The sequence below is a fragment of the Hyphomicrobium sp. DMF-1 genome (assembly GCF_027886585.1).
In the GTDB taxonomy this organism is placed as follows: Bacteria; Pseudomonadota; Alphaproteobacteria; order Rhizobiales; family Hyphomicrobiaceae; genus Hyphomicrobium_C; species Hyphomicrobium_C zavarzinii.
The window spans coordinates 2,287,578-2,309,167 of record NZ_CP115706.1; the positions used below are offsets into that span (position 1 = coordinate 2,287,578).

General features: G+C 64.2%; 15 protein-coding genes. 7 read left to right on the forward strand and 8 right to left on the reverse strand.

The genetic code is table 11. From position 1 onward, the window contains the following. The first annotated feature begins 94 nt into the window (after positions 1–94). Entirely contained in the window at positions 95–2,698 is a 2,604-nt protein-coding gene (locus PE058_RS10480; protein ID WP_271030559.1) for an autotransporter outer membrane beta-barrel domain-containing protein, read from the forward strand. A 19-nt stretch (positions 2,699–2,717) separates the two neighbouring features. Here the strand turns inward: PE058_RS10480 and PE058_RS10485 are convergent, their stop codons facing one another. From PE058_RS10485 to PE058_RS10495, 3 genes are all read right to left on the reverse strand, one after another. Beyond that, positions 2,718–4,799 carry a hybrid sensor histidine kinase/response regulator gene (locus PE058_RS10485; RefSeq protein WP_020087249.1) on the reverse strand — a complete coding sequence of 694 codons (2,082 nt, stop codon included), beginning with the start codon at positions 4,797–4,799 and terminating at the stop codon, positions 2,718–2,720. Between the two features lie 793 nt (positions 4,800–5,592). Next, positions 5,593–5,901 carry a hypothetical protein gene (locus tag PE058_RS10490; protein ID WP_020087250.1) on the reverse strand — a complete coding sequence of 103 codons (309 nt, stop codon included), beginning with the start codon at positions 5,899–5,901 and terminating at the stop codon, positions 5,593–5,595. Positions 5,902–6,145: 244 nt separating this feature from the next. Continuing rightward, entirely contained in the window at positions 6,146–6,634 is a 489-nt protein-coding gene (locus PE058_RS10495; protein ID WP_425337470.1) for a c-type cytochrome, methanol metabolism-related, read from the reverse strand. 330 nt (positions 6,635–6,964) lie between these two features. On the opposite strand from PE058_RS10495, the gene PE058_RS10500 reads away from it, so the two are divergent. Further along, positions 6,965–7,576: a hypothetical protein gene (locus PE058_RS10500; RefSeq protein WP_156827502.1), complete on the forward strand. Its 612-nt coding sequence runs from the start codon at positions 6,965–6,967 to the stop codon at positions 7,574–7,576. Positions 7,577–7,667: 91 nt separating this feature from the next. Here the strand turns inward: PE058_RS10500 and PE058_RS10505 are convergent, their stop codons facing one another. Both PE058_RS10505 and PE058_RS10510 read right to left on the reverse strand, forming a co-directional pair. Next, a complete protein-coding gene (locus PE058_RS10505; RefSeq protein ID WP_020087253.1) occupies positions 7,668–8,168 on the reverse strand; it encodes a hypothetical protein in 501 nt (166 codons plus the stop codon). A gap of 213 nt (positions 8,169–8,381) precedes the next feature. Continuing rightward, the gene (locus PE058_RS10510; protein WP_271030560.1) at positions 8,382–8,741 is read right to left on the reverse strand and encodes a YkgJ family cysteine cluster protein; all 360 of its coding nucleotides are present in this window, start codon (positions 8,739–8,741) and stop codon (positions 8,382–8,384) included. Positions 8,742–9,068: 327 nt separating this feature from the next. Between PE058_RS10510 and PE058_RS10515 the strand changes: the two genes are divergently transcribed. Together PE058_RS10515 and PE058_RS10520 are read left to right on the forward strand one after the other, a co-directional pair. After that, the gene (locus PE058_RS10515; RefSeq protein WP_020087255.1) at positions 9,069–11,123 is read left to right on the forward strand and encodes a pentapeptide repeat-containing protein; all 2,055 of its coding nucleotides are present in this window, start codon (positions 9,069–9,071) and stop codon (positions 11,121–11,123) included. A gap of 323 nt (positions 11,124–11,446) precedes the next feature. Further along, positions 11,447–11,989, forward strand: coding sequence for a single-stranded DNA-binding protein (locus PE058_RS10520; protein ID WP_020087256.1), 543 nt, complete (start codon positions 11,447–11,449; stop codon positions 11,987–11,989). Positions 11,990–12,190: 201 nt separating this feature from the next. On the opposite strand, the gene PE058_RS10525 is transcribed toward PE058_RS10520, so the two are convergent. Together PE058_RS10525 and PE058_RS10530 are read right to left on the reverse strand one after the other, a co-directional pair. After that, a complete protein-coding gene (locus PE058_RS10525; protein WP_271030561.1) occupies positions 12,191–13,321 on the reverse strand; it encodes a cation diffusion facilitator family transporter in 1,131 nt (376 codons plus the stop codon). A 134-nt stretch (positions 13,322–13,455) separates the two neighbouring features. Further along, positions 13,456–14,121, reverse strand: coding sequence for a PRC-barrel domain-containing protein (locus tag PE058_RS10530; protein WP_020087258.1), 666 nt, complete (start codon positions 14,119–14,121; stop codon positions 13,456–13,458). A gap of 368 nt (positions 14,122–14,489) precedes the next feature. Here PE058_RS10530 and gyrA point away from each other — a divergent pair, with 368 nt between their 5' ends. The 3 genes from gyrA to PE058_RS10545 all read left to right on the forward strand — a co-directional run bounded on the left by gyrA (position 14,490) and on the right by PE058_RS10545 (position 20,630). Continuing rightward, positions 14,490–17,264, forward strand: coding sequence for a DNA gyrase subunit A (gyrA, locus tag PE058_RS10535; RefSeq protein ID WP_040498718.1), 2,775 nt, complete (start codon positions 14,490–14,492; stop codon positions 17,262–17,264). A gap of 254 nt (positions 17,265–17,518) precedes the next feature. Then, positions 17,519–20,089 (forward strand): HWE histidine kinase domain-containing protein, encoded by a 2,571-nt coding sequence (locus tag PE058_RS10540; RefSeq protein ID WP_271030562.1) that lies wholly within the window; start codon positions 17,519–17,521, stop codon positions 20,087–20,089. Between the two features lie 262 nt (positions 20,090–20,351). Further along, on the forward strand, positions 20,352–20,630 hold the full coding sequence (locus PE058_RS10545; RefSeq protein ID WP_020087261.1) for a hypothetical protein: 279 nt from the start codon (positions 20,352–20,354) through the stop codon (positions 20,628–20,630). Positions 20,631–20,715: 85 nt separating this feature from the next. Here PE058_RS10545 and PE058_RS10550 read toward each other — a convergent pair whose 3' ends face one another. After that, positions 20,716–21,420, reverse strand: coding sequence for a Crp/Fnr family transcriptional regulator (locus PE058_RS10550; RefSeq protein ID WP_020087262.1), 705 nt, complete (start codon positions 21,418–21,420; stop codon positions 20,716–20,718). Positions 21,421–21,590 lie beyond the last annotated feature (170 nt).

The window sequence follows — 21,590 nt, forward strand, 5'->3', positions numbered from 1 at the left end:
CAAACGTGAAGGCCGCCCGGCTTGGCCGAAAGGGGCGGGGCTTCGCTCTGTGTCCGTGCTTGTCCTTGCGGTTGCGGGGATGGCACGGCCGTCGGTGGCAGACGAATGGACCGGCGCGTTTTCTGATGTGTGGCACAGCGCCGCCAACTGGGACACGAATACCGTTCCGACGGGTTCGACCTCGGTCTTCATCAACACCGAGGGGGCGGGCTGGCCCGTCATCAACGGTGCCAACGCGTATGCGGAAGTGGTTCGTATCGGTGTTTCTGCCGCGGGTGGAAGTCTCTCCATTTACAACGCCGGAACGCTCACGAGCTTGTCTGCGGATATTGGGCTCAACGATACCGGCTCGGCCACTGTGAGCGGGGCCGGGTCGCTGTGGGCGGTTGCGACCTACATGGAACTGGGGTTTGTGGGAAGCGGAACGCTGACGATCCAAAGCGGCGGCGCCGTGACGAGCCAGGACGGTTATCTCAGCAATCGGGCTGCCGGCAGCGGCACGGTCGATGTCACCACCGGCGGTTCGTGGACGAATTCGCGGGAGTTGTTCGTCGGATATCAAGGTGCGGGCGCCTTGAATGTGAACACCGGCGGTACAGTTTCTTCGGTGATTACGACGCTCGGCTTCTATGGTGCGTCCACCGGTACGGTGATCGTGGACGGGTCCGGTTCAGCGCTCAGCAGCTCCGGCAACCTGTTCGTCGGGCGAGAAGGCACGGGCACTCTCACCGTGACCAACGGCGGCGTTGTCAGCAATTCCACAGGTCTAGTCGGCAGGTACGCTGGATCCCGAGGCTCGGTCAGCGTGGATGGCGCGGACTCGAGATGGGACAACGCAAACAACCTGGCAGTCGGTGTGGAGGGTCAGGGTACCCTGTCCGTTACCAATGGCGCCGCGGTGACCAACTATCGCGGCTTCATTGCAGAAGGTGAAAACTCGTCGGGTTCGGTGACGGTATCCGGCTCCGGTTCGACGTGGACCAACTCCGGCGATCTGTGGGTTGGTGGGGCCGGCGACGGCGCCCTCACGATCCAAGACGGTGCACAGGCCGTCAGCAATGGCGGTATCATCGGTCGCTATGGAACAGGGTCGGGTACGGCGCTGGTGACGGGCGCCAACTCCGTTTGGGATCTGGGTAGCGAACTTCTCCTTGTCGGACTGGGCGGGGAGGGACAGCTTACTGTTTCGAACGGCGGCCTTGTCGACGGGCGGATCAGCATCGGAAGCTATGGCGTTCTAAATGGTAACGGAACGGTTGGACGCACGTTCGTGTCCGCGGGCGGTGTGGTGGCGCCGGGGCTTTCGATCGGAACGCTCAACATATCGGGTGATATCGACTTCGCCGCTGGTTCGATCTACGAGGTGGAGGTAGATGCCGCAGGCCAGTCAGATCGCATCGACGCGACGGGAATTGCAACTCTCGACGGCGGCCACGTGCGGGTGCTCGCGCAAGCAGGCCTCTACGCCGCTTCGACGTCCTATACGATCCTCAACGCCGCAGGAGGGCTTGCGGGATCCTTCGACAGCGTCAGCTCCAATTTTGCCTTTCTCAATCCGTCGCTGAGCTATGATGCCAACGCCGCCTACCTCACGCTGACGCGCAACGCGTTCAGTTTCGGATCGGTCGGCGCAACACCGAACCAGATTGCGACGGGAGCCGGTGTCGACAGCACCGGTTTCGGAAACCCGATCTATGATCAAGTTCTCTATCTGACGGCGCCCGAGGCGCAGCGCGCGTTCGACCAGTTGTCCGGTGAGGTCTACGCGTCGGTTCAGAGTGCGTTCGTGGAAGATAGCCGTTTCGTGCGTGCGGCAGCTCTCGATCGCCTGCGTCGGCTGCTCGATGATGGCGCCCCGGCCGGAGGCGGTAATGCGCTGGCTTCATGGGGGCATGGCTTCGGATCCTGGGCGCACACCGATAGCGATGGAAACGCGGCGAAGCTGGATCGCGTGACGGGGGGCGTCATCGCCGGCGTGGATGCGCGCGCGTTCGACGCGTGGCGCGTCGGCGCGATGGCCGGTTACAGCCGCACCGATTTCGATGTTGACAACCGGGCTTCCTCCGGTGAAAGCGAAAACTATTCGCTCGGCTTTTACGGCGGCCGCCAGTGGGCTGCGCTGGCGTGGCGGTCTGGCGCCGCGTACACATGGCATGATGCCGACGTTTCGCGCGCCGTGGTGCTGCCAAGCTTCTCCGATCAAACGACCGGGCGTTTCGATGCCGAAACGCTGCAGATTTTTTCGGAACTCACCTACGGGTTCAGGGCCGGAGGTGTGCGTTACGAACCGTTCGGAAATTTTGCTTACGTCCGTGTCGACGCTGATCGCCTGCGCGAGGCTGGCGGAGAGGCGGTACTTGTGGTTTCCAGCGGAAGCATGGATACGGGGTTCGCCACGCTCGGCCTGCGGGCGGCTGCGGATTTCTCCCTTGCGGGTCTGTCGGCGACGGCTAAGGCAACGATCGGCTGGCGGCATGGCTTCGGTGATACTTCGCCGTCGTCGTCGATGCGCTTCGCGGCCGGCGGGGACACTTTCGTGGTCGGCGGCGTGCCGATCGCGGACAACGCGTTCGTCGTGGAAGCCGGTCTCGATTTCAAGCTGTCGCCCTTCGCTTCGTTCGGCCTGTCGACGAACGGACAATACGCGTCCGGCTTCGTCGATCAAACGGTGCGCGCCAATCTCGACGTCCAGTTCTAGGCCGGCGGCGGGTGTGGCTTTATTTGGTGTGTAGAAGCTTGGTGATCTTGGCCGACATGCTTTCCAGCGAGAACGGCTTGGGCAGCAGCTCGACCCCCTCGTCCAGCACGCCGTTGTGGACGATCGCATTGCGGGTGTAGCCGGTGGTGAACAAGACCTTGAGGCTGGGGTGCCGCCGCAGGGCCTCCTCGGCAAGCTTGCGTCCGTTCATGCCCGGCATGACGACGTCGGTGATGAGGAGCACCACCTCCGGGTGCCGGCCGGCGAGGGCCAGAGCCTCGTGACCGTTGCTCGCCGACAGGACGGAGAAGCCGAGCTCGGTCAGCATCTCCGTGGTGAGGCGGCGCACGTCGTCGTCGTCCTCCACGACGAGGACGCGCCTGCCCTGTCCGCGGATGGGCACGACCTCCTGCTCGATAGCGGGGGGACTGGTGACCCGTTTGTCGGCCAGACGGGGGAAGTAGAGCTTCACCGTCGTGCCGACGCCGACCTCGCTGTAGATTTTGACGTGTCCATTGGACTGCTTGATGAAGCCGTACACCTGGCTGAGGCCGAGCCCCGTGCCGAGGCCGACCTCCTTGGTCGTGAAGAACGGATCGAAGGCGCGCCGGATGACCTCGGGCGCCATGCCATGGCCGGTGTCGGTGACGGCGATGAGCACGTACTGGCCTGCGGTGATGTCGGCATGTGCTGCGACGTAGGGGTCGTCGAGATAGGCATTGGCGGTTTCAAAGGTGAGCTTGCCGCCTTCCGGCATCGCGTCGCGGGCGTTGACCGCGAGATTGAGGAGCGTGCTTTCGAGGCCATGCTGATCGACGTGGATGCTCCACAGCCCACCCGCTCCCACGAACTCCATGGTGATGTTTTCGGGAATGGTGCGCCGGAGAACGTCGGCGATGCCGCCGAGCAGCTTGTTGGCGTCGGTCCGCTGTGGCGAGAGCGGCTGCTGGCGTGAGAAGGAGAGGAGGCGCGAAACCAGTGTTGCGGCGCGTTCGGCGCCTTTCACGGCGCCGCCGATGAACTCCTGGATTTCGAAATCGCCCCGCTCCATGCGCCGCTCGGCGAGCCTGAGGCTGCTCAGGATGACGGCCAGCATGTTGTTGAAGTCGTGGGCAATGCCGCCAGTGAGCTGGCCGACGGCTTCCATCTTCTGGGACTGGCGGAGCGCTTCCTCGACCGTGCGCAGACGCGCCTGCTCGTTGAGCCGTTCCGTGACGTCGTATACGAACTGATAGGCGCCGATCAGTTCGCCCGTGGTGTTGAAAAGAGGGTTGAAGCGCATTTCGTAGAAGGTGCGCTGCTCCAGATCTCCGAACTCGGCGATCTCCATGAACGGCTCCCCGGAGAACGCCCGCTGCCAAAGTGCGTGCGCGGCCTTCTGCTGCTCGGGAAAATCGCGGAGGAGATCGATAAGATTGTCGCCGACGCGGGGCTCCATGCCGAACAGGCGCTCGAACTCTCGGGCGGCGGCGCCGTTGAGCGCGATCCAACGGTAATCCGTGTCGAGGACCTGGACGAAGGCGTCGGTCGCCTCGACGATTTCGGCGAGCACCTTGCGCTCGGCGAGCGCCTGGGCAACGCGTGCCTCGAGCGTTTCGTTGAGCCTCTGAAGCGCCTCTTCCGCTCGCTTGCGGGCCGTCACGTCCTGAAAGAGGACGGCTACTTGCTGTAGGCCCGCGGGTTCGATGCGGAATGCCGAAAGAGCGAGGTGGCGTCCGGTCGCGATCAGCTCGCGCTCGAAACGGATCGGCTCGCCGGTGACGAGCACGCCGCGGTAGAGCTCCACCCAGCCGTCGGCTTCGTCCGGGACCATATCGCGCACCTTCTGCCCGACGACATTCTGGATGCCGGCGTGGAGTGCGTAAGCGGCGTTGGCTTCGATGTGGATGTAGTCGCTGAGCGGGCCGTGCGGGCCGTCGAAGAACTCGATGATGCAGAAGCCTTCGTCGATCTTCTCGAAGAGGGTGCGGTAGCGTTCGGCACTGAAATCGAGCGGGTCTCTCGTGTCCCCCTCGGCGGCCGTAACCGATTTCAAGCGCGCGTTCTCGTCTTCCAGGATTGCGATGCGGCGCTGCAGGTCTTCGAGGTGTTCGGATGTCACGCGGGCGGTCCAGGGATGTTGCGATCTAGGCGTGCTCGCACCGCGGGCTGGCGAAAGTCGCAAAATGCTGGAGGCGCACGCAAACATTAATGGCCGTCATGGCGTGGAGTTCCATGGGATGGCCGATTTTGTGCGTGGTGGTGCGAGCGCGGCGCTGGGTGGCGCCGGCACAGGATGCGCGTCTCAACGCCTTTGGCTCTTGACAGACGAGGCTATCGGACCAACTCTCATAGGTGACGGCTATCGCTGTCGTGGCTTCCCTGGGACGGATCCGGATGGTCCGTTTCGCGTGGCGGACAGCACCCCCCGGTTGCGAGGATGGTCGTCCTTCGTTCAGATCATGTGTGCCGCGTCGGATTGACTGGATCCTCCGCTCTCATGGTCCTCGGAGTGCCGGATCAACAGCGAATGGAGGGAGCATGACGCCACCTGGTTACATCGCCGGACCCCGCGCTGAAGCGAGGTCCAAGCTTGGGTGGTGAGAGCCGCTGCAGCATAAGCTCCGCGCATCCAGGTTTTTCAAACCTCATTGCTGATCATTTTCATGCGAGGGCGGAACGCCGGTCAAGATCTGGACCGATGCGCCAGAGCCTCGCCTCATAAGCCCGGCTTAGCTGGGCAGGTTACCGAAGACAAAAAGAGCCCCGGTCGGCTGAAGGCGCGACGGGGCTCAATTTTTTTGCCGACTGCTATGTTCCGGCCGTAAGGAGGGGCCGGGCGCGCGAGAGAGACCACACGTTCGCACCCGGCCCGAAGCCGCGGGGGGAGCGCGGCTAACGACTTCATGCCTTCGCTATTGGGTCACGGTGCCTTCGACGACGGTGGCGCCGTTCAGCTTGCCGTCATTGAAGGTGAGCTTGTCGCCGGACTTGGCCATCCAGGAAAAGCCCCAGGGGCCGGTGAGGCCACAGCCGTCCTTGCACTTCGCGGAAAGATCCGCGGACTTGCCGCCGGCGACGGTTTCCACGTGCTCGACGTTGCCTTCGTCGATGCCGACCTTCAAGTCCGCCTTGTCCTTGTTATCGATGGTGAGCGCCATTGCGGGAGACGCGATGAGCGCGAAGGCAGCGGCGGCAAGCCAGGAGGCTTTGGGATGGTGCATGGTTCCTCTCCAATTGTTTCTTGGTTACCCTCTCGCCAGGCGCGCCACCTGTCGCTCGCGCAGACACGGAAGGTGTTTCACGTCAGCGTGTTAGCGCGCGCCGGCGATTGTCATGTATCTAGGAGCAGGAAGAGCACGCACCATTGCGGACGGCACCGTCCGCGTGCGCCATTACGGGATCGCGACTACGCGATTTTGCGTGTTGAAATGGAGGCTTTGGCTTCTATTTAAAAGCCTTTTGGGCTCATGGTCCCATGCACGCGTTTTCATTGTCGGCTGCCGTTTTCGGTTTCGGCGCGTTGGCGGCCGGCCGGCCGGAGCCGAGAGCGCCGTTGGCGCGGGCGCGCAGGTAAACGTAGATGTCGTCGAGGTAGCACATCACGTTCTTGTTCGTGCCGAAGGCGGGCATGACGAGCGCCTGGGCGGTGTTCACGGCCTGCTTTCCGCCGACGACGGTCTTCACGAAATCGTCGTACGACATGGACTTGAGGGAATCCGTGAGGTCCGGGGCAAAACTCGATCCGGAGCCGTCGAAGCCGTGGCAGACCTCGCATGAGCCATTGAAGCGGCGGTAGCCCGAGAAGGTGTACCAGTCCACCTCGCCGTTCTTGCCGATCTTGTACGTAGGATTGCCCGCAGCGTCGAAATACTTGCCGTCGTCCGAGGAGGCGACGGCCGGATCGTTCGGGACCACGGGGGCGGCGACCGCGGGTGGAACCGCTGGGGCGAGCATCAGAAAGAGGGCGAGGCATGACATGGATGTGCGCATGGACGAACTCCCATTCGGTGGCGGGCCTGTGGGGTGATCAGGCGAGGGGGAACCGTGTTTTTCAGGTATGCGCGGACGAGGCGCCTGCAAGGCGCCTTACGCTTAAGTAAACTCGATGGTAAGGGCGCGCCGCGCGCGCTAACTTCGCCTGCCTAGAGGCGGGCTGAACGCCAGATGAACTTTCCGCTCAACGGCGGTTCAGGGAGCCTGTGTCACATCCCGGCGTGAGACTTCGCGTAACGAAGCAGGCCGTGCATGACGTATCAAGCAACGATATCCGAGGGAACGATACCGATGACAGAGCGAGCTATGGGCGACGATCAGCATCTTGGCCCGGTGCAGCGCTTCGTTCCGTTTCTCAAGACGGCGGCGCTGGTGGTGACGATCGTGGGCGCGGTCCCGACCGCAATCACCGCCTATCATGCCTGGCAGTACAAGGTTCCGTTCACGCAGGTCTCGCACCGCTTGCAGCAGTACGAGATCTGGGAACGCAACATCGACTGCAAGATCGACTACAAGGCGCTTTCCACCTCGCAGGGAACGAAGGTCGATGCGGGGGCGTGTGCGAGCACGGGCGACATCTCGCTCAAGGTCTCGACGCCTGATGGAAAAGCGACCTACGAGTGGATTGCCTACAATCAGCTTCAGAAGCCGGGCGAGCCGCCCTCATCGAGCTTCATCGATCTCTTTATCGGCGCCGCGCGTGCCGATGGCGCTTTGCCGCAAGGCGTGCGCGTTGCGCAGAGCCTCGAGGTCGTCTGCCAGTCGCTCGTGAGCAAGACGCAACTCGTGCGCGTGGTGAAGGAAGGCGGCAAATGCTATCGCGAGGTCATGTCGCCGATGCGCGGCACGGTGGACAAGCGCGAGGAGGTGCCGTGCGAAACGAAGTGCACGGCCGCGGGCTAGCCTCGCGGTCTTCCCCACCATGAAATGAAAAATCCGCGGACCGGATACCGGTCCGCGGATTTGTTTTTTATGCGGTGCTCGCGGCGCGCGCTTACTTCTTGGGGCCCTCGAAGAGCATCTGGAAGCTGCCGGCGCCGGGGCCTTTCTGGGCCTGCTTCGAGGAGCGCGGCTTGTTCGCGCGCTTGCTGCGGGCCTTCGCGGGGGCGGCCTTGGCGGGCGCGGCATCGGGCGCCGTAGCGGCCGTGGCCTGGGCGTCTGCCGGCTCGGCGACAGGGTTCTGCGGAACCAAGCCCTGGGCGGGCGGCGCGGCGGTGGCGGTGACGAGCGAGTCACCATCGGTGGAGATGGTGGCGTTCTGGGCGACGAGGCGCGAGAAGCCCCACGGGCCGGTCACGGCGCATTCGGAGCTGCAATCCTGCGTCACGTCCACGGAGCCGCCGGCCGGGATCTGATAGACGGCCTCCTCGGATCCGTTGTCGACGCCGACCGAGACCTCCTTGCCGGAGGTGTTCTTGATGGTGAGTGCTGCAACCGGAATGGCCGCGACGGTAAGCACGGCGAAAGCGGCTACGGCGCGCGTCATGAGGCTCATGGTCGTCTCCCTGGTCATGCGGCGGGGCCGTTGCTCACTCAACCGTTGGCCTTCCGCGGGCGCGGCCGCCAGATACCATTCTGGGGCGTAGATGGCATCATAAATAATGTATGTTTAACAATTTACTTAAAATTGCTCCTATGCAGAGTTATCTCTGTAATTCATTTGCTTGATTTTCCGTGTTTATTTTCTGTTGTCCCGACGAAGCAAGCTTTAACGGTTCGTTGTTACGGCAACCCAGGTCGGGTCTTCCTGTGAGCGGCGCTCGAAGGTGAGGAAGTCGTAGTAGCCGCAGCGGCCCTTGCCGGGGAACGAGCGGCAGACCGAGGGGCGTGCCTCGTAGATGGTGCAGCGGCGCTTCATGGTATCGAAGAAGCGGCAGATGGCGCCGAAGTGGCGGTCCTTCTTGCGCTTCATGGCGTACTTGCGCCCGTGGGCCTCGCGCGTGAAGGCGCGGCGGGCCTCCTCGAACTCCATGCCGTGATGACGGGCGAGACGCTCGACGTCTCGCTTGTCGAGCGCAATGAGCGGGTAGGAGCAGCAATACCCGGGGCACTTCTTACAGTCGTACACGCGAGAGATATCCGTTTCGAGGTTTGTGGCTTGACGGGTGAGCGGGGGCGAGCGGCCGGCGTGCTTGGCTTCCTCTGCGCGCAACCTCGGGCGCCCCGCATCCACCACCCTTCTCTTCCTGTTATCGCCCCTTCTCGCCCACGGCAACGGCCAAAGCCTGTGTTGCCAAAGGACTAGGCACTCGAGGTGCGTGCTTTTTGCGTCCAGGGGGCAACAATCCGAAAGAAAAGTGCTGCAGGCCGGGACCTGGTGCCCTGGCCTCCGGACACACTTTCTCCTTTAATGTCGGCGCATGTCAGTACCCGTATCTTATCGAGGGTTCCCGGAATGACGGATTTGGCTCGTGGCGCGCCAGAGGGTGAAACGCCGGTCAACCCGTACAGTCTGCTCGAGGCGGTGAACAGCTCGAGCGACACCGCGCATACGGGCTGGCTGATCTTCCTCGCCATAATGGCCTACCTGGTGATCGCTGTAGCAGGCGTCACGCATAAGGATCTGCTGCTCGAAACGCCGGTTTCCCTGCCGATCCTTCAGGTCAATATTCAGCTCAAGCAGTTTTTCCAGTTCGCGCCGATCGTACTCGTGCTGATGCACCTGGGGCTCGTGTCGCAGCTCACGCTGCTCGCACGCGAGACGCTGGAGTTCGACTACGCCATCCGGCTGCTCGAAGCGACGGACAAGCGCACGCATCCGCTCCGGCTCGAGCTCAACAACTTCTTCTTCGTGCAGGCGATCGCGGGGCCGTACCGGAGCCGCGTGATGAGCGCGTTCCTGCATGGCATGAGCTGGCTGACGCTGGTGGTGCTGCCGGTGGTGCTGCTCATCTACATCCAGGTGGTGTTCCTGCCGTACCACGATGTGGCCATCACGTGGACGCATCGCGTGGCGCTTCTGGTCGACATCGCCATGCTGATCTCCATCGGCGTGTTCCTGATGCGGGCCGAGACGTCGTTCATGCAGGCGTTCCTGCGGACCACGTCGGCACATCCGGTGAGCTTTGTCGCCACCATCGTGGTGCTTCTGGCGGTGTGGATCTTCTCGTTCTTCTTCGCGACGATCCCGGGCGAGCAACTCGACCGAACCACGCAGCGCATGCTCGGCTTCAACAACGAGGACGAGGTGGGCGAGCGGCCGCGCTACGTGGCTGGGTATGCGGTGCCGCTGCTGACGTTCGGATCCGAAGGATCGCTGCTCGGCATTTTCAAGCGCAATCTCGAGGTGATCGATACCGATCTCGTGGTGGACAAGGAACAGACGCCGGGCGAGCCCAGCATCAGCCTGCGCGACCGCGATCTCCGTTTCGCGAAGCTCGACCGCTCGGACCTGCACCAGGCGGACCTCACGGGAGCGGATCTGCGCGGGGCGTCTCTCATCGGCGCCGATCTTCGCGGCGCGTGGCTCGCGTGCGCGGATGCGATGCAGCTCATCCTCACCGAGGATCGGCAGGCGGCGAATTGCACGACGGCGCGGCGGGCGGTGTTCACGCGTGCGCGGCTCGACGGCGCACACATGACCGGCGTCGACCTTCGCGGCGCAAAGCTCGACGAAGCCCGCCTCGAAGGGGCCGAGCTTCCCTATTCGCTTCTGCAGGGCGCGAACTTCTCGTCGGCCCGGCTCGACAAGGCGGATCTCACGGGCGGCGTGCAGGCGCAGGGCGCTAATTTCCTGGTGGCCAACCTGCAAGGGGCGGATCTCACGGGTGCGCACCTGCTCGCGGCGGATTTCTCGAGCGCCGACATGACGGGCGCGGTGCTGAGCTACGCGCATCTCGATCTCGCGGAGCTGCGTGACGCCAAGCTCGACGGGGCCGTGCTCTATCGCGCGTCTCTGCGCGGGGCCGATCTCATCGGCGCCAGCATCACCGGCGCTGACTTGCGAGAGGCCAAGGTGTGGCGGACGGTGCCGCCGACCGTCGACCCGGAAGGGCTGGCGGACCTTTCGGGCGTTGCCGTCACGGCGATGACGGAGACCGACGTCTCTGACATCAAGTATTCGCTGGAGCGCATCCTGAGCCGGCGTGTGAAGGCGCGCGTCGCGGAGCAGGTGGAGCCGCTGGTCAACCTGCCGGAGGTGGCCAAGTGGGAGTCGACGCCGGATTTCGCGCAGTGGCAGGGGCTCGCCTCCAACGGCGCCCAGCCCGTGGCGGATGCCTACCGGACGCGTATCACGGACTACCTGATGCGGCTGCAGTGCCGCCCGCGGTGGAGCAACGGCTCGGTGGCGACGGGCGTCGCGCGGCGCGCGCAGCGGCAGGAATTCCGCGGCGACCTGACGGCGATCTACGACCGCCTCAAGACCGAGGACTGCCCGGCTTCGAAGACGGTGGCACCGAAAACGCTGAAGGATCTTTCGGCGGCCGCCGACATCGCGCGCGGAGGCTGACTGGCGGTCGCGGATGGGCTGCGCTGTTGCCAAGACGCCGTTCGGGATGTAGAACGTAACAAGAACTGTGGCGATTTCGCCAGCGCGGGTGGTCGAAAAGCGACGGCGAGCGCGGAACTGGTGCGAACGTTTCCGTCCTAACTTCGTGGCACCAGTGGAGAAAGCTTTGGGGACAACCGCCGACGGGTTTCCCGGCGGGTCACTATTACGGGTAGGGTGCTGCAACTTGAGTCGCCGGTCGCGGGCAGAGGGTGCCGCGGCGAGGCGGCCATCGATGCGCCGGCTCTGCAGGCGTTCGCAAGCGAAAGAACAAGGAGTTCGATATGGCTGGATCGGTCAACAAGGTGATCCTGGTCGGAAACCTCGGGCGTGATCCCGAGATCCGCCGCACGCAGGACGGGCGTCCGATCGCCAACCTCCGGATCGCCACCAGTGAGACCTGGAAGGACAGAAACAGCGGGGAGCGCCGCGAGAAGACCGAGTGGCACTCGGTCGTCATCTTCAACGAGAACCTTTGCAAGGTCGCCGAGCAGTATCTGCGCAAGGGATCGAAGGTGTACGTCGAGGGCCAGCTTCAGACCCGCAAGTGGCAGGACCAGCAGGGCCAGGAGCGCTACTCCACGGAAGTCGTGCTGCAGGGTTTCAACGGCCAGCTCACCATGCTGGATGGCCGCGCAGGCGGGAGCGGCCTCGCCGAAGGTGGCCAGTCTGACTACGGCGGGGACAGCGGCGGCTTTGGCGGTGGCAGCAGCGGCGGCGGGTTCGGTGGCGGCGGCGAAGCCAAGCGCTCGCCCCGCAGCAGCGGCGGCGGCTCCAAGGGCGGTGGCGGCATGGACAAGCCGTTCGACGACGAGATTCCGTTCTAATGGGACGGCAGCGGGCAGCCGGAAGCAGGCAGCACGTGTGAGAGTGTAGGGCACGGGGGCTGATACGCCGCTTCCGAGGCTCCGAAGATGGTCGAAACGGTGCAGGAGCGTGCGAACCGATGAGCTCGGATCGCGCGCTTTCGTTTTTAGATCGGCCGCTATTGCTTTCGACGAACCGGCATCCCCTTCGCCGGAGCGGCGCTAGTGCCGCTTCTTCTGGCGCTTGCGCTCTTTGCGGCTCAGCGGTTTTGCGGGCGCCGGATCGCTCGCGAGGGTGAGTGTCGCGGCAGGTGCCTGTGGCCGGGCGGCGGGTTGCTTCGCCGGCAAGGTTTGGGCTGGCGAGGCTGGAGCCTGAGCGGTCTCGGCTGGTGAGCCACCGGGCGAGGTCATCGCCCTCTCGGCGCGGGCGTGATCCTGCATCGACTGGCCTTCCAGGAAGAAGCGCCGAACGGCCGGGTGCTGCGCCTTGATGGTGCGCTCGATGCGGGAGGTCGCCTCCTCGATGGCGGCCGCGGTCGCCTGATCCTCGAAATCGACGCTGGCCACCACCAGGATATCGGTGGGACCGAGATGCATGCTGCGGATCTCGTTGATGGCGCTGATGGTGCGTCCGACGCCACGCTCGGCCGCGATGGCGGCGCGGATGTCGTGCAGCACGGCGGGAGAGGCCGCCTCGCCCACAATGAGGCTGCGGATCTCGATGCTCATGAAGGCGGCGACGGCGCCGAGCAGGAGGCCGATCGCGACGGAGGCGTAGCCGTCGGCCGTGGGCGAGCCGGTGAGATGCGAGATGGAGATGCCGAGGGTCGCGATCGTGAGGCCCGCGAGCGCGGCCGCATCCTCCAGCAACACCGTGAAGAGGGCGGGGTCCTTCGAGCCGCGGAGCGCGCGGAATACGGGCGTATCGCCGCGCCGGCGGTTGAACTCCTTGATGGCACGCGCGGCGGAGATGCCTTCGAGGAGGAAGGCGACGGCGAGAACCACGTAGTTGACGATGGGGTCGGTGATGGGGTGCGGGTCGAGCAGCTTCTCGACGCCCTCGTAAATGGCAACGCCCGCGCCCAGCGAGAACAGCAGGATCGCGACGACGAAGCTCCAGAAATAGAGCTCTTTCGAATAGCCGAAGGGGTGGACGGCATCGGCGGGCCGCTCGGAGCGCCGGATGCCGTGCAGGAGCAGCACCTGGTTTCCGGTGTCGACGAGGGAGTGGATCGCCTCCGATAGCATGGCCGACGAGCCGGTCCAGGCGGCGGCTGCGAATTTCGCGACGGCGATCCCGAGATTGCAGACCAGTGCAACGACGACGACGCCTGTCGAGCCACCCGCTGCCACGTGCCTCTCCCTCGATCCCGTGCTCTCGCTCGTGTTTAGGCCGGTTTGTGCCGGCCCGGAAGGCGCCTCATGCAAAAGCCTGCCGCATGGTTACACGCGGCAGGCTTCGCAAACCTTAAAGGCTCAAGTGCCGATCAGGGTGCCGGAGTGGCCGGAGCTGGCTCGCTCGGTGCCGGGGTTGCCGGAGCCTCGGGAGCGGGTGCAGGCTCGCTCGGCTTGGTGGCGCTGTCGACCGCCTCCTTGGCGGAATCGATCGCGCCCGAGACGGCCTCCTTGGCCTTCTCGATGGCGGGCGCGGCTGCCTCCTTCGCCTTGTCGAGAGCCTCCTGAGCCTTCTGCTTGGCGTCGTCGAGCTGGGGCTTCGACTTGTCGGAGAACTCGTTGACCTTCTCCTTCGCGCGCTCGAGCAGCGACTTCGCAGGCTTCTTGCGCTGGAATTCCGGCGCGGTGTCGAGCGTTTCCTTGGTCAGGTCCGGCAGGGATACGAAGAGCTTTCCGTCCTTCTCCTCGAACTTCAGGGAGGAGAGGTCGACGCCAACCTTCTTCTCGGCCCATCCGAGATAGCCGCCGGTGCCCATAACAACGCCGACGACCTGATTCTGGTCGTTGATGATCAGATCCTCGACGTCGCCGACGATGGTGCCTTCTTTGCCGTGAACCTTCGCACCGATCAGGTGATCCTTCGCGAGGTATTGGGCATCGGTCTGGGCGGGGACGAAGACGGTATCGGCCCAGGAAAGGGTGGCTGCCAGCGGGGTTGCCACGAGAAGGCCGGCAGCGAGAAGCGAAATGTGTTTCATGCGGTTTCAGGTCCTTGGAACAGTATGCGTCTTGTACGTGATGGGACGATACGCGTCTTACAAGCACGGGTTCCAAGAAAGCACCACTTTTTGGCAGGCGTGCGTCCAAACGCACAGGGGAGAAAATCCTGCCAAGGCGCTCGAATCACGGACATAATTGGGGAGGAGACGTGCCTTTCGCCGCGCCAGGATTGCAGGGGCGGGGATCGGTCGGCTAAACTCGCCCCTATCGTCGAATCTGCACGCGGACGGGCGTTTTTGGGTAGTTGCTCGATGGCCCCGGGGTGCTTTGTGAAGTGGGCTCGCGCCTGCCTCTCAAACGACCGGGGTTTCGCCGCCGTCACGTCACCGCTTCTAGGACACCGACATTGACAGACAATAGTGACCGGCCCGGCGCCTCAGGTCCGAGCGACATTCGTCCCGTTCTCATTCAGGACGAGATGAAGCGCTCGTATCTCGAATACGCGATGAGCGTGATCATCTCCCGCGCGCTGCCCGATGTGCGCGACGGCCTGAAGCCCGTGCACCGGCGCATCCTCTACGCCATGCAGCGGCTGGGGCTCGACTGGAACAAGAAGCACATGAAGTCGTCCAAGGTGGTGGGCGACACGATGGGCGACTTCCATCCCCACGGCAACCTCGCCATCTACGACGCGCTCGTGCGCCTCGCGCAGGATTTCTCCATGCGCGTGCCGCTGATCGACGGGCAGGGCAACTTCGGCTCGGTGGACGGCGATCCGCCCGCGGCCGAGCGCTATACGGAAGCGCGCCTCTCCAAGATCGCGCAGTTCCTGCTCGACGATCTCGACAAGGATACGGTCGACTTCAAGCCGAACTACGACGACCGTCTCGAGGAGCCGTCGGTGCTGCCGGCGAAGTTCCCGAACCTGCTCGTCAACGGCGCGGGCGGCATCGCCGTCGGTATGGCGACGAACATTCCACCCCACAATCTCGGGGAAGTCATCGATGCCTGCATTCTCATGCTCGACAATCCCGAGACGAGCATCGACGATCTCACGCAGGTGATCCCGGGGCCAGATTTCCCGACGGGCGGCCTCATTCTCGGACGCGCGGGTGCGCTTGCCGCCTATCACAAGGGCCGCGGCTCGATCATCATGCGCGCCAAGGTCGAGGTGGAGGAGATCCGCAAGGACCGTGATGCGCTCGTCGTCACGGCCATCCCCTATCAGATCAACAAGCGTGTGCTGATCGAGAAGATCGCCGACCTCGTGCGCGAGAAGCGCGTGGAGGGCATTTCCGACATCTGGGACGAGAGCAACCGCGAGGGTATGCGGATCGTCATCGAGCTCAAGCGCGACGCGATTGCGGACGTGGTTCTGAACCAGCTCTGGCGCTATTCGGATCTGCAGACCACGTTCGGCGCCAACATGCTGGCGATCAACGGCGGCAAGCCCGAGCAGCTCAATCTCCGCGACATCATCGAGGCGTTCACGACGTTCCGCCAGGACGTCGTGACGCGGCGGACGCGGCATCTTCTGTTCAAGGCGCGCGAGCGGGCGCACGTGTTGGTGGGCCTCGCCATCGCGGTCGCGAACATCGACGAGGTAATCAAGCTGATCCGCTTCTCGCCCTCTCCGGCGGAAGCCAAGACGCAGCTCATGGCGCGCGACTGGCCTGCGAAGGACATGGCCCCGCTGATCGAGTTGATCGCCGATCCGCGTCACGGCCTCGCGGCGGACGGCACCTACCGGCTCTCGGAAGAGCAGGCCAAGGCGATCCTCGAACTGCGTCTCTCGCGCCTCACGGCGCTGGGCCGCGACGAGATCGGCGACGAGTTGAAGAAGATCGCCGAGGAGATCAAGGACTACCTCGCCATTCTCTCCTCGCGTGCGCGCATCGTCGACATCGTCAAGGGCGAGCTCATCGCCATCAAGGACGAGTTCGCGACGCCGCGTAAGACGGAGATCGTCGATATCGAAGGCGAGGTCGAGGACGAGGACCTGATCCAGCGCGAGGACGTGGTCGTCACCGTCTCGCACAAGGGTTACATCAAGCGCGTGCCGCTCTCGACCTATCGCGCGCAGCGGCGCGGCGGAAAGGGGCGCTCCGGCATGTCGACGCGGGACGAGGATTTCGTCACGCAGATCTTCATCACGTCGACGCACACGCCGGTGCTCTTCTTCTCATCGCGCGGCATGTGCTACCGCATGAAGGTGTGGCGGCTTCCGGCTGCGACGCCGCAATCGTCGGGCAAGGCGCTGATCAACCTGCTGCCGCTGGCGCAGGGCGAGGTGATCACGTCGATCCTGCCGCTGCCCGAGGATACCTCGACGTGGGCTAACCTCGAGCTTATCTTCGCGACCCGCAGCGGCAACGTGCGCCGCAACGCGCTCACCGATTTCGAGAACATCAATCGCAACGGCAAGATCGCGATGAAGCTCGACGCCGACGAGGCGGGCGAGGTGGATCGCATCGTGTCGGTCGCCATCGCCTCTCCGGAGGACGACGTGCTGCTCACCACGGCGCGCGGGCGTTGCATCCGCTTCCTGATCAAGGACGAGGTGCGCCTGTTCAAGGGGCGTGACTCGAGCGGCGTGCGCGGCATCCGGCTGGAGGACGACGACGAGGTGATCTCGATGGCGATCCTCACGCACGCCGAGGCCTCGCCTGCGGAGCGTGCGGCCTATCTCAAGCAGGCCGCGCAGATCCGCCGAAGCGAGACGGGGGAGGAAGCCGAGCAGGCACCCGAAGCCGAGGTGGAGGCCGAGGAGGGCGAAGAGGCTGCGGCGGAGCTTTCGCCCGAACGGTACGCCGAGCTTTCCGCCAAGGAGCAGTTCGTGCTCACAGTCTCCGAGAAGGGCTACGGAAAGCGCAGCTCGTCCTACGAGTACCGGACGAGCGGGCGCGGCGGCAAAGGCATCGTCGCCATGGTGGTGAACGATCGCAACGGCGATCTCGTCGCCTCGTTCGCCATCGAGCATTCGGATCAGATCATGCTGGTGACGGACGGCGGCCAGCTCATCCGCTGCCCCGTGCACGACGTGCGCATCGCCGGGCGCAACACGCAGGGCGTGCGTATCTTCAAGACGGAGGCGGAGGAGCGGGTGGTCTCGGTGGAGCGCATCCCCGACGACGGCTCCGACGGCGAAGCAGGCGAGAACGGCGGCGCGGCCGACGCCTGAGCGGCGCCTCGTCCAGCCGCGTCAGGGCGCAGGTATATCTTGCAAAATCAGATGGATGCGGGCCGGGTAGCGAAAGCTGCGCGGCCCGCATCCGTTTGGGGCTCTGGGTCGAGGAGGTCTTGCAGAGTAAACTCGTGCTGGAAACCCGAACGGGTGCGATTGCGTTTAGAGTGCACGCCCAAAGGGTCGAGTTTCCGTGATTTGCGTGGCGGCGGCGACCTTCGAAGATGCCGGAGAATCCCTCCCGAGTTTGGATGATGACAAGCCCCGAAGGCGTTACCCTCACCAATTGCGATCGCGAGCCGATCCACATCCCCGGCAGCATTCAACCTCATGGCTGCCTGCTGGCCTTCGATGCGGAGCTAAGGTCGGTCGAACGGCACTCGGCGAACGCCGCGGTGCTGCTCGGCCGCGAGGCAGACTCGCTGATGGGTGCCAGCCTCGACACGCTGGTGGGGCCGCGCTGCGCACATGACATCCGCAACGTGCTCACCACGTCGACGAATGCGGCGCGGCCGGGTCTCATGATGGGCGCGGCGGTGCCGGATGGCTCCGCCTTCGATATCGCGGTGCATCGCTACAAGGGCAATGCCATCGTCGAGCTCGAGCCCGCGCGGAGAGATCGCGCCGGAAGGCCGCTCGAGCTGGCGCGCGCGCTGATCGGTCGCCTCAAGGATCTGAGCAGCGTGGACATGATGATGATGCAGACGCCGCGTCTGCTGCGCGTGCTGCTCGATTACGACCGGGTGATGATCTACCAGTTCGCCCACGACGGGGCAGGGTGCGTGAGGGGTGAGGCGAAGCGGGAGGATCTCGAAAGCTTTCTCGGCCAGTATTTTCCGGCGAGCGACATTCCCCGGCAGGCCCGTGAGCTCTATCTCAAGAATACGATCCGCATCATCTCGGATGCGAGTTGTGAGCGTATTCCGATCCTGCCGGATCTCGATGCTTCCGGCGAGCCCTTGGACCTCAGCTACGCGCATTTGCGCAGCGTCTCTCCGATCCATTGCGAGTATCTGCGCAACATGGGCGTCGCGGCCTCCATGTCGATCTCGATCATCGTCGGAGGCGAGCTTTGGGGGCTGATCGCATGCCATCACTATTCGCCGCGCTCGCTTTCCATGGCGGAGCGTGTGGCGGCGGAGATGTTCGGCGATTTCTTTTCGCTCCACCTGGAGGCGCTGCACCAGAAGAACCGGCTGGAAGCGGCTGTCGCTGCGCGGCGCGTGCTCGACGGCCTGTTGCGCGAGGTCAGCTATCATAGCGACATCGAGAGCTTTCTGCGTGAGCGGATTGCGACGTTCGCCAATCTGATACCCTCGGACGGCGTCGGGCTCTGGATCAACGGCGCCTATACGGCTCATGGCACCACGCCGCCCGCTGCCGCGATTCCTGCGCTTGCGCGGCTCGTCGCGTCCGTTTCCGAGGGGAAGGTGTGGGGAACGCACGAGCTTTCGTCGCTGCTGCCCGCGGCGGAAGCCTATCGGGCGGATGTTTCGGGAGTGCTGGCCGTGCCGCTGTCACAGGTGCCGCGCGACTATCTCCTCTTCTTCCGCAAGGAGGTGGTGGAGACGGTGTCGTGGGCCGGCAATCCCGACAAGGAGTATCAGACGGGACCGTCCGGCGACCGGCTGACGCCGCGCAAGAGTTTCGCGATCTGGAAGCAGACGGTGGAGCGGCAATCCCTGCCGTGGATGGCGAGTGACCGGGAGAGCGCAGAAGCGGTGCGCACCGCGCTGCTCGAAGTGATCATGCGGCAGACCGAGCTTCTCTCTGCCGAGCGGCGCAAGGCAGATGTGCGCCAGAAGGTGCTGAACGAAGAGCTCAATCACCGCGTCAAGAACATCCTGGCGTTGATCAAGTCGCTCGTTTCGCGGCCGGTGGAGGATGCGCGCTCGCTCGACGAGTACGTCGTGTCGCTCAAGGGGCGTATCATGGCGCTCGCGTTCGCCCACGATCAGGTGATCCGCAGCGACGGAGGCGGCAATCTTCGGGATCTGCTCGAGGCGGAGCTCGGACCCTACGGGGGTGGCAAGGCTCGGATCACGATCGAGGGGCCGAGCGTGGGGCTCGATGCGCGCGCCTATTCGGTAATGGCGCTGGTGTTTCACGAGCTGGCAACCAACGCTGCCAAGTATGGCGCGCTCGCGGTGGATGGCGGGCACCTCGATGTGCGCTGGTCGCTTACGGAGACTGCTGACTGCGGGGTGCGCTGGCGCGAGACAGGCAAGGCGGGGATGTCGGCGCCCGCGCGCCGCGGCTTCGGCATGGTTTTGATCGACAGGAGCGTGCCGTTCGATCTCGGCGGTGAGAGCGAGCTGGTGTTCGAGCCGGGCGGTGTCTCCGCGCGCTTTCTCATTCCGAGCAAGTTCGTATCGGCGGTCAGCGTCGAGCGAGGAAAGACGGGTGCCGTGCGGGCTGGAGCGGGCGAACAATCGGCTACGCTCGAGGGCCTTCGGGTGCTGATCGTGGAGGATCAGCTCGTGATCGCCATGGACGTAGAAACCGTGCTGTCGCGTTACGGCACACAGTATATCGACACGGCAGCGACCTCCGCCGAGGCCCTGCGGATCGTGACGCGGACGGCTCCAGACGTCGCGATCCTCGACATCAATCTCGGCATCGGCACCTCTCTTCCCGTTGCGGAAGAGCTGACGAGGCGCAAAATCCCGTTCGTCTTTGCCACCGGATACGGGGACTCGCTGATCATTCCCCGCAGCATGGCGTCCGTGCCGATCGTGCGGAAGCCGCACGACGAGGGGCTGTTGGTGGAGGCTATCAACGTGGCTCTCTCACGTGCACGGGCGGACACCTCGCACGGCTAGATGCCCTTTGGGTTACACTCGCGGAAATTATTACGGGCGGACGTTCGGGCTTCGCCGTTCTGACTCAATGCAGCCGTTTGCTGTGCGAGACGGGGCGAGTCGCGCGGGGCTGTCGTGCGAGCTGTCCGCTCACAGGGGCGGTCGTTTTCGATTGAAACGCGATCGTGCTCGGCGTCTCTTGTGTGTTCTTTGATTCACGCTTGGGATCGCCAGCGATTCCGGGGACTTGCTTGTCGAAGTTGGTTCGCAAAGGGGAAATTGGATGAAGGGTCTATTCGTAGTGGCCGCGTTGTCGCTGTCGATGTCCGCAACGGCCGCGCTGGCCGTGAATGACGCGGTGAAGAACGCCTGTCGCGACGACTATCACAAGCATTGCGACAAGCTCGAAGTCGGCAGCGACGAGCTGCGCTCCTGCATGAAGTCTAAGGCGACCGAGCTGTCGAAGGAGTGCCTGCAGGCGCTCGTCGACAACAAGGAAGTCACTGAAAAGGACGTCGAGGAGTACCTGAAAGAGGTCGAGCAGAAGAAGGCGGCCCAGTAAGGCCCGCAGTCTGCGATCGAATTACGAAGGCGCCGGCCCCGTTATGCGGGGCGGCGCCTTTTTTCGTGAGAGAGGAGGGTCTCGGTCAGATAGCCGGTAGCGGCTGGCGGACCGCGGTGCCGTGCATGCGCTCGAGCGTCGTGGCCAGCGGGCATTCGCTTTCGAGCATCTCAATGCTGCGGCAGACCAGACGATTACGGCCAGCGACCGCGATGAGCCCTTTGGCGCGCATGCGCGAGACGATGCGCGAGACCGTATCCGCATTGAGCGCCAGGTGCTCTGCGATGTCGGTACGTGAAAGGGGCATGTCGAACACGAAGCCCGCCGGCGTCTGCTTGCCGATGCGGAGCACGAGTTCCGTGATGAGTGCTGCGACGCGCTCTTCGCCTGTGAGACCGGCGATGATCGCGTTGTGCAAGGCGAGGCGCGCCGTCTGGTTCGCGACGCGATCCGAAACATAACGTGCGAGGTTGGGATCGGTCTCCATGGCGGTCTTGGCGGCCGACCAGCGGACGCGCCAGACCTCTCCGCTCTCCGTCGCCGCCGTAATCTCGGAGCCGTCGAGTGGCGGCATGGCGGCCGAACGCACGCAGTCTCCAGGATAGAGGATGCTCATGATCTGGTGACGCGCATGGGGCATGGATGCCCGTGCGAGAAACAGCCCTTTGCGGACCAGATACAGGGTCTCGTCAGGCTCTCCTGTGAGAGCGATCTTCTGACGCTTGCGCGTAGCAATGCGAACCGCGTGCGGTTCCAATTGCTGCAGGATGAGGTCGGGTGCGGGTTTCATGTCGGATTAGCGGATCCCGTCCGTTTCGATTCTGGTTGTTGCACCCGCCTTGCGGCGGGGCGACGGTCACGATGAATCCGGTGCGGATCCTCCTCCCTCGACCGTCTGAACCACATCTACATCTTCGGGACGGAGCGCCTTGACGGCAGTCAAAAGGGGGCATTTCGGAG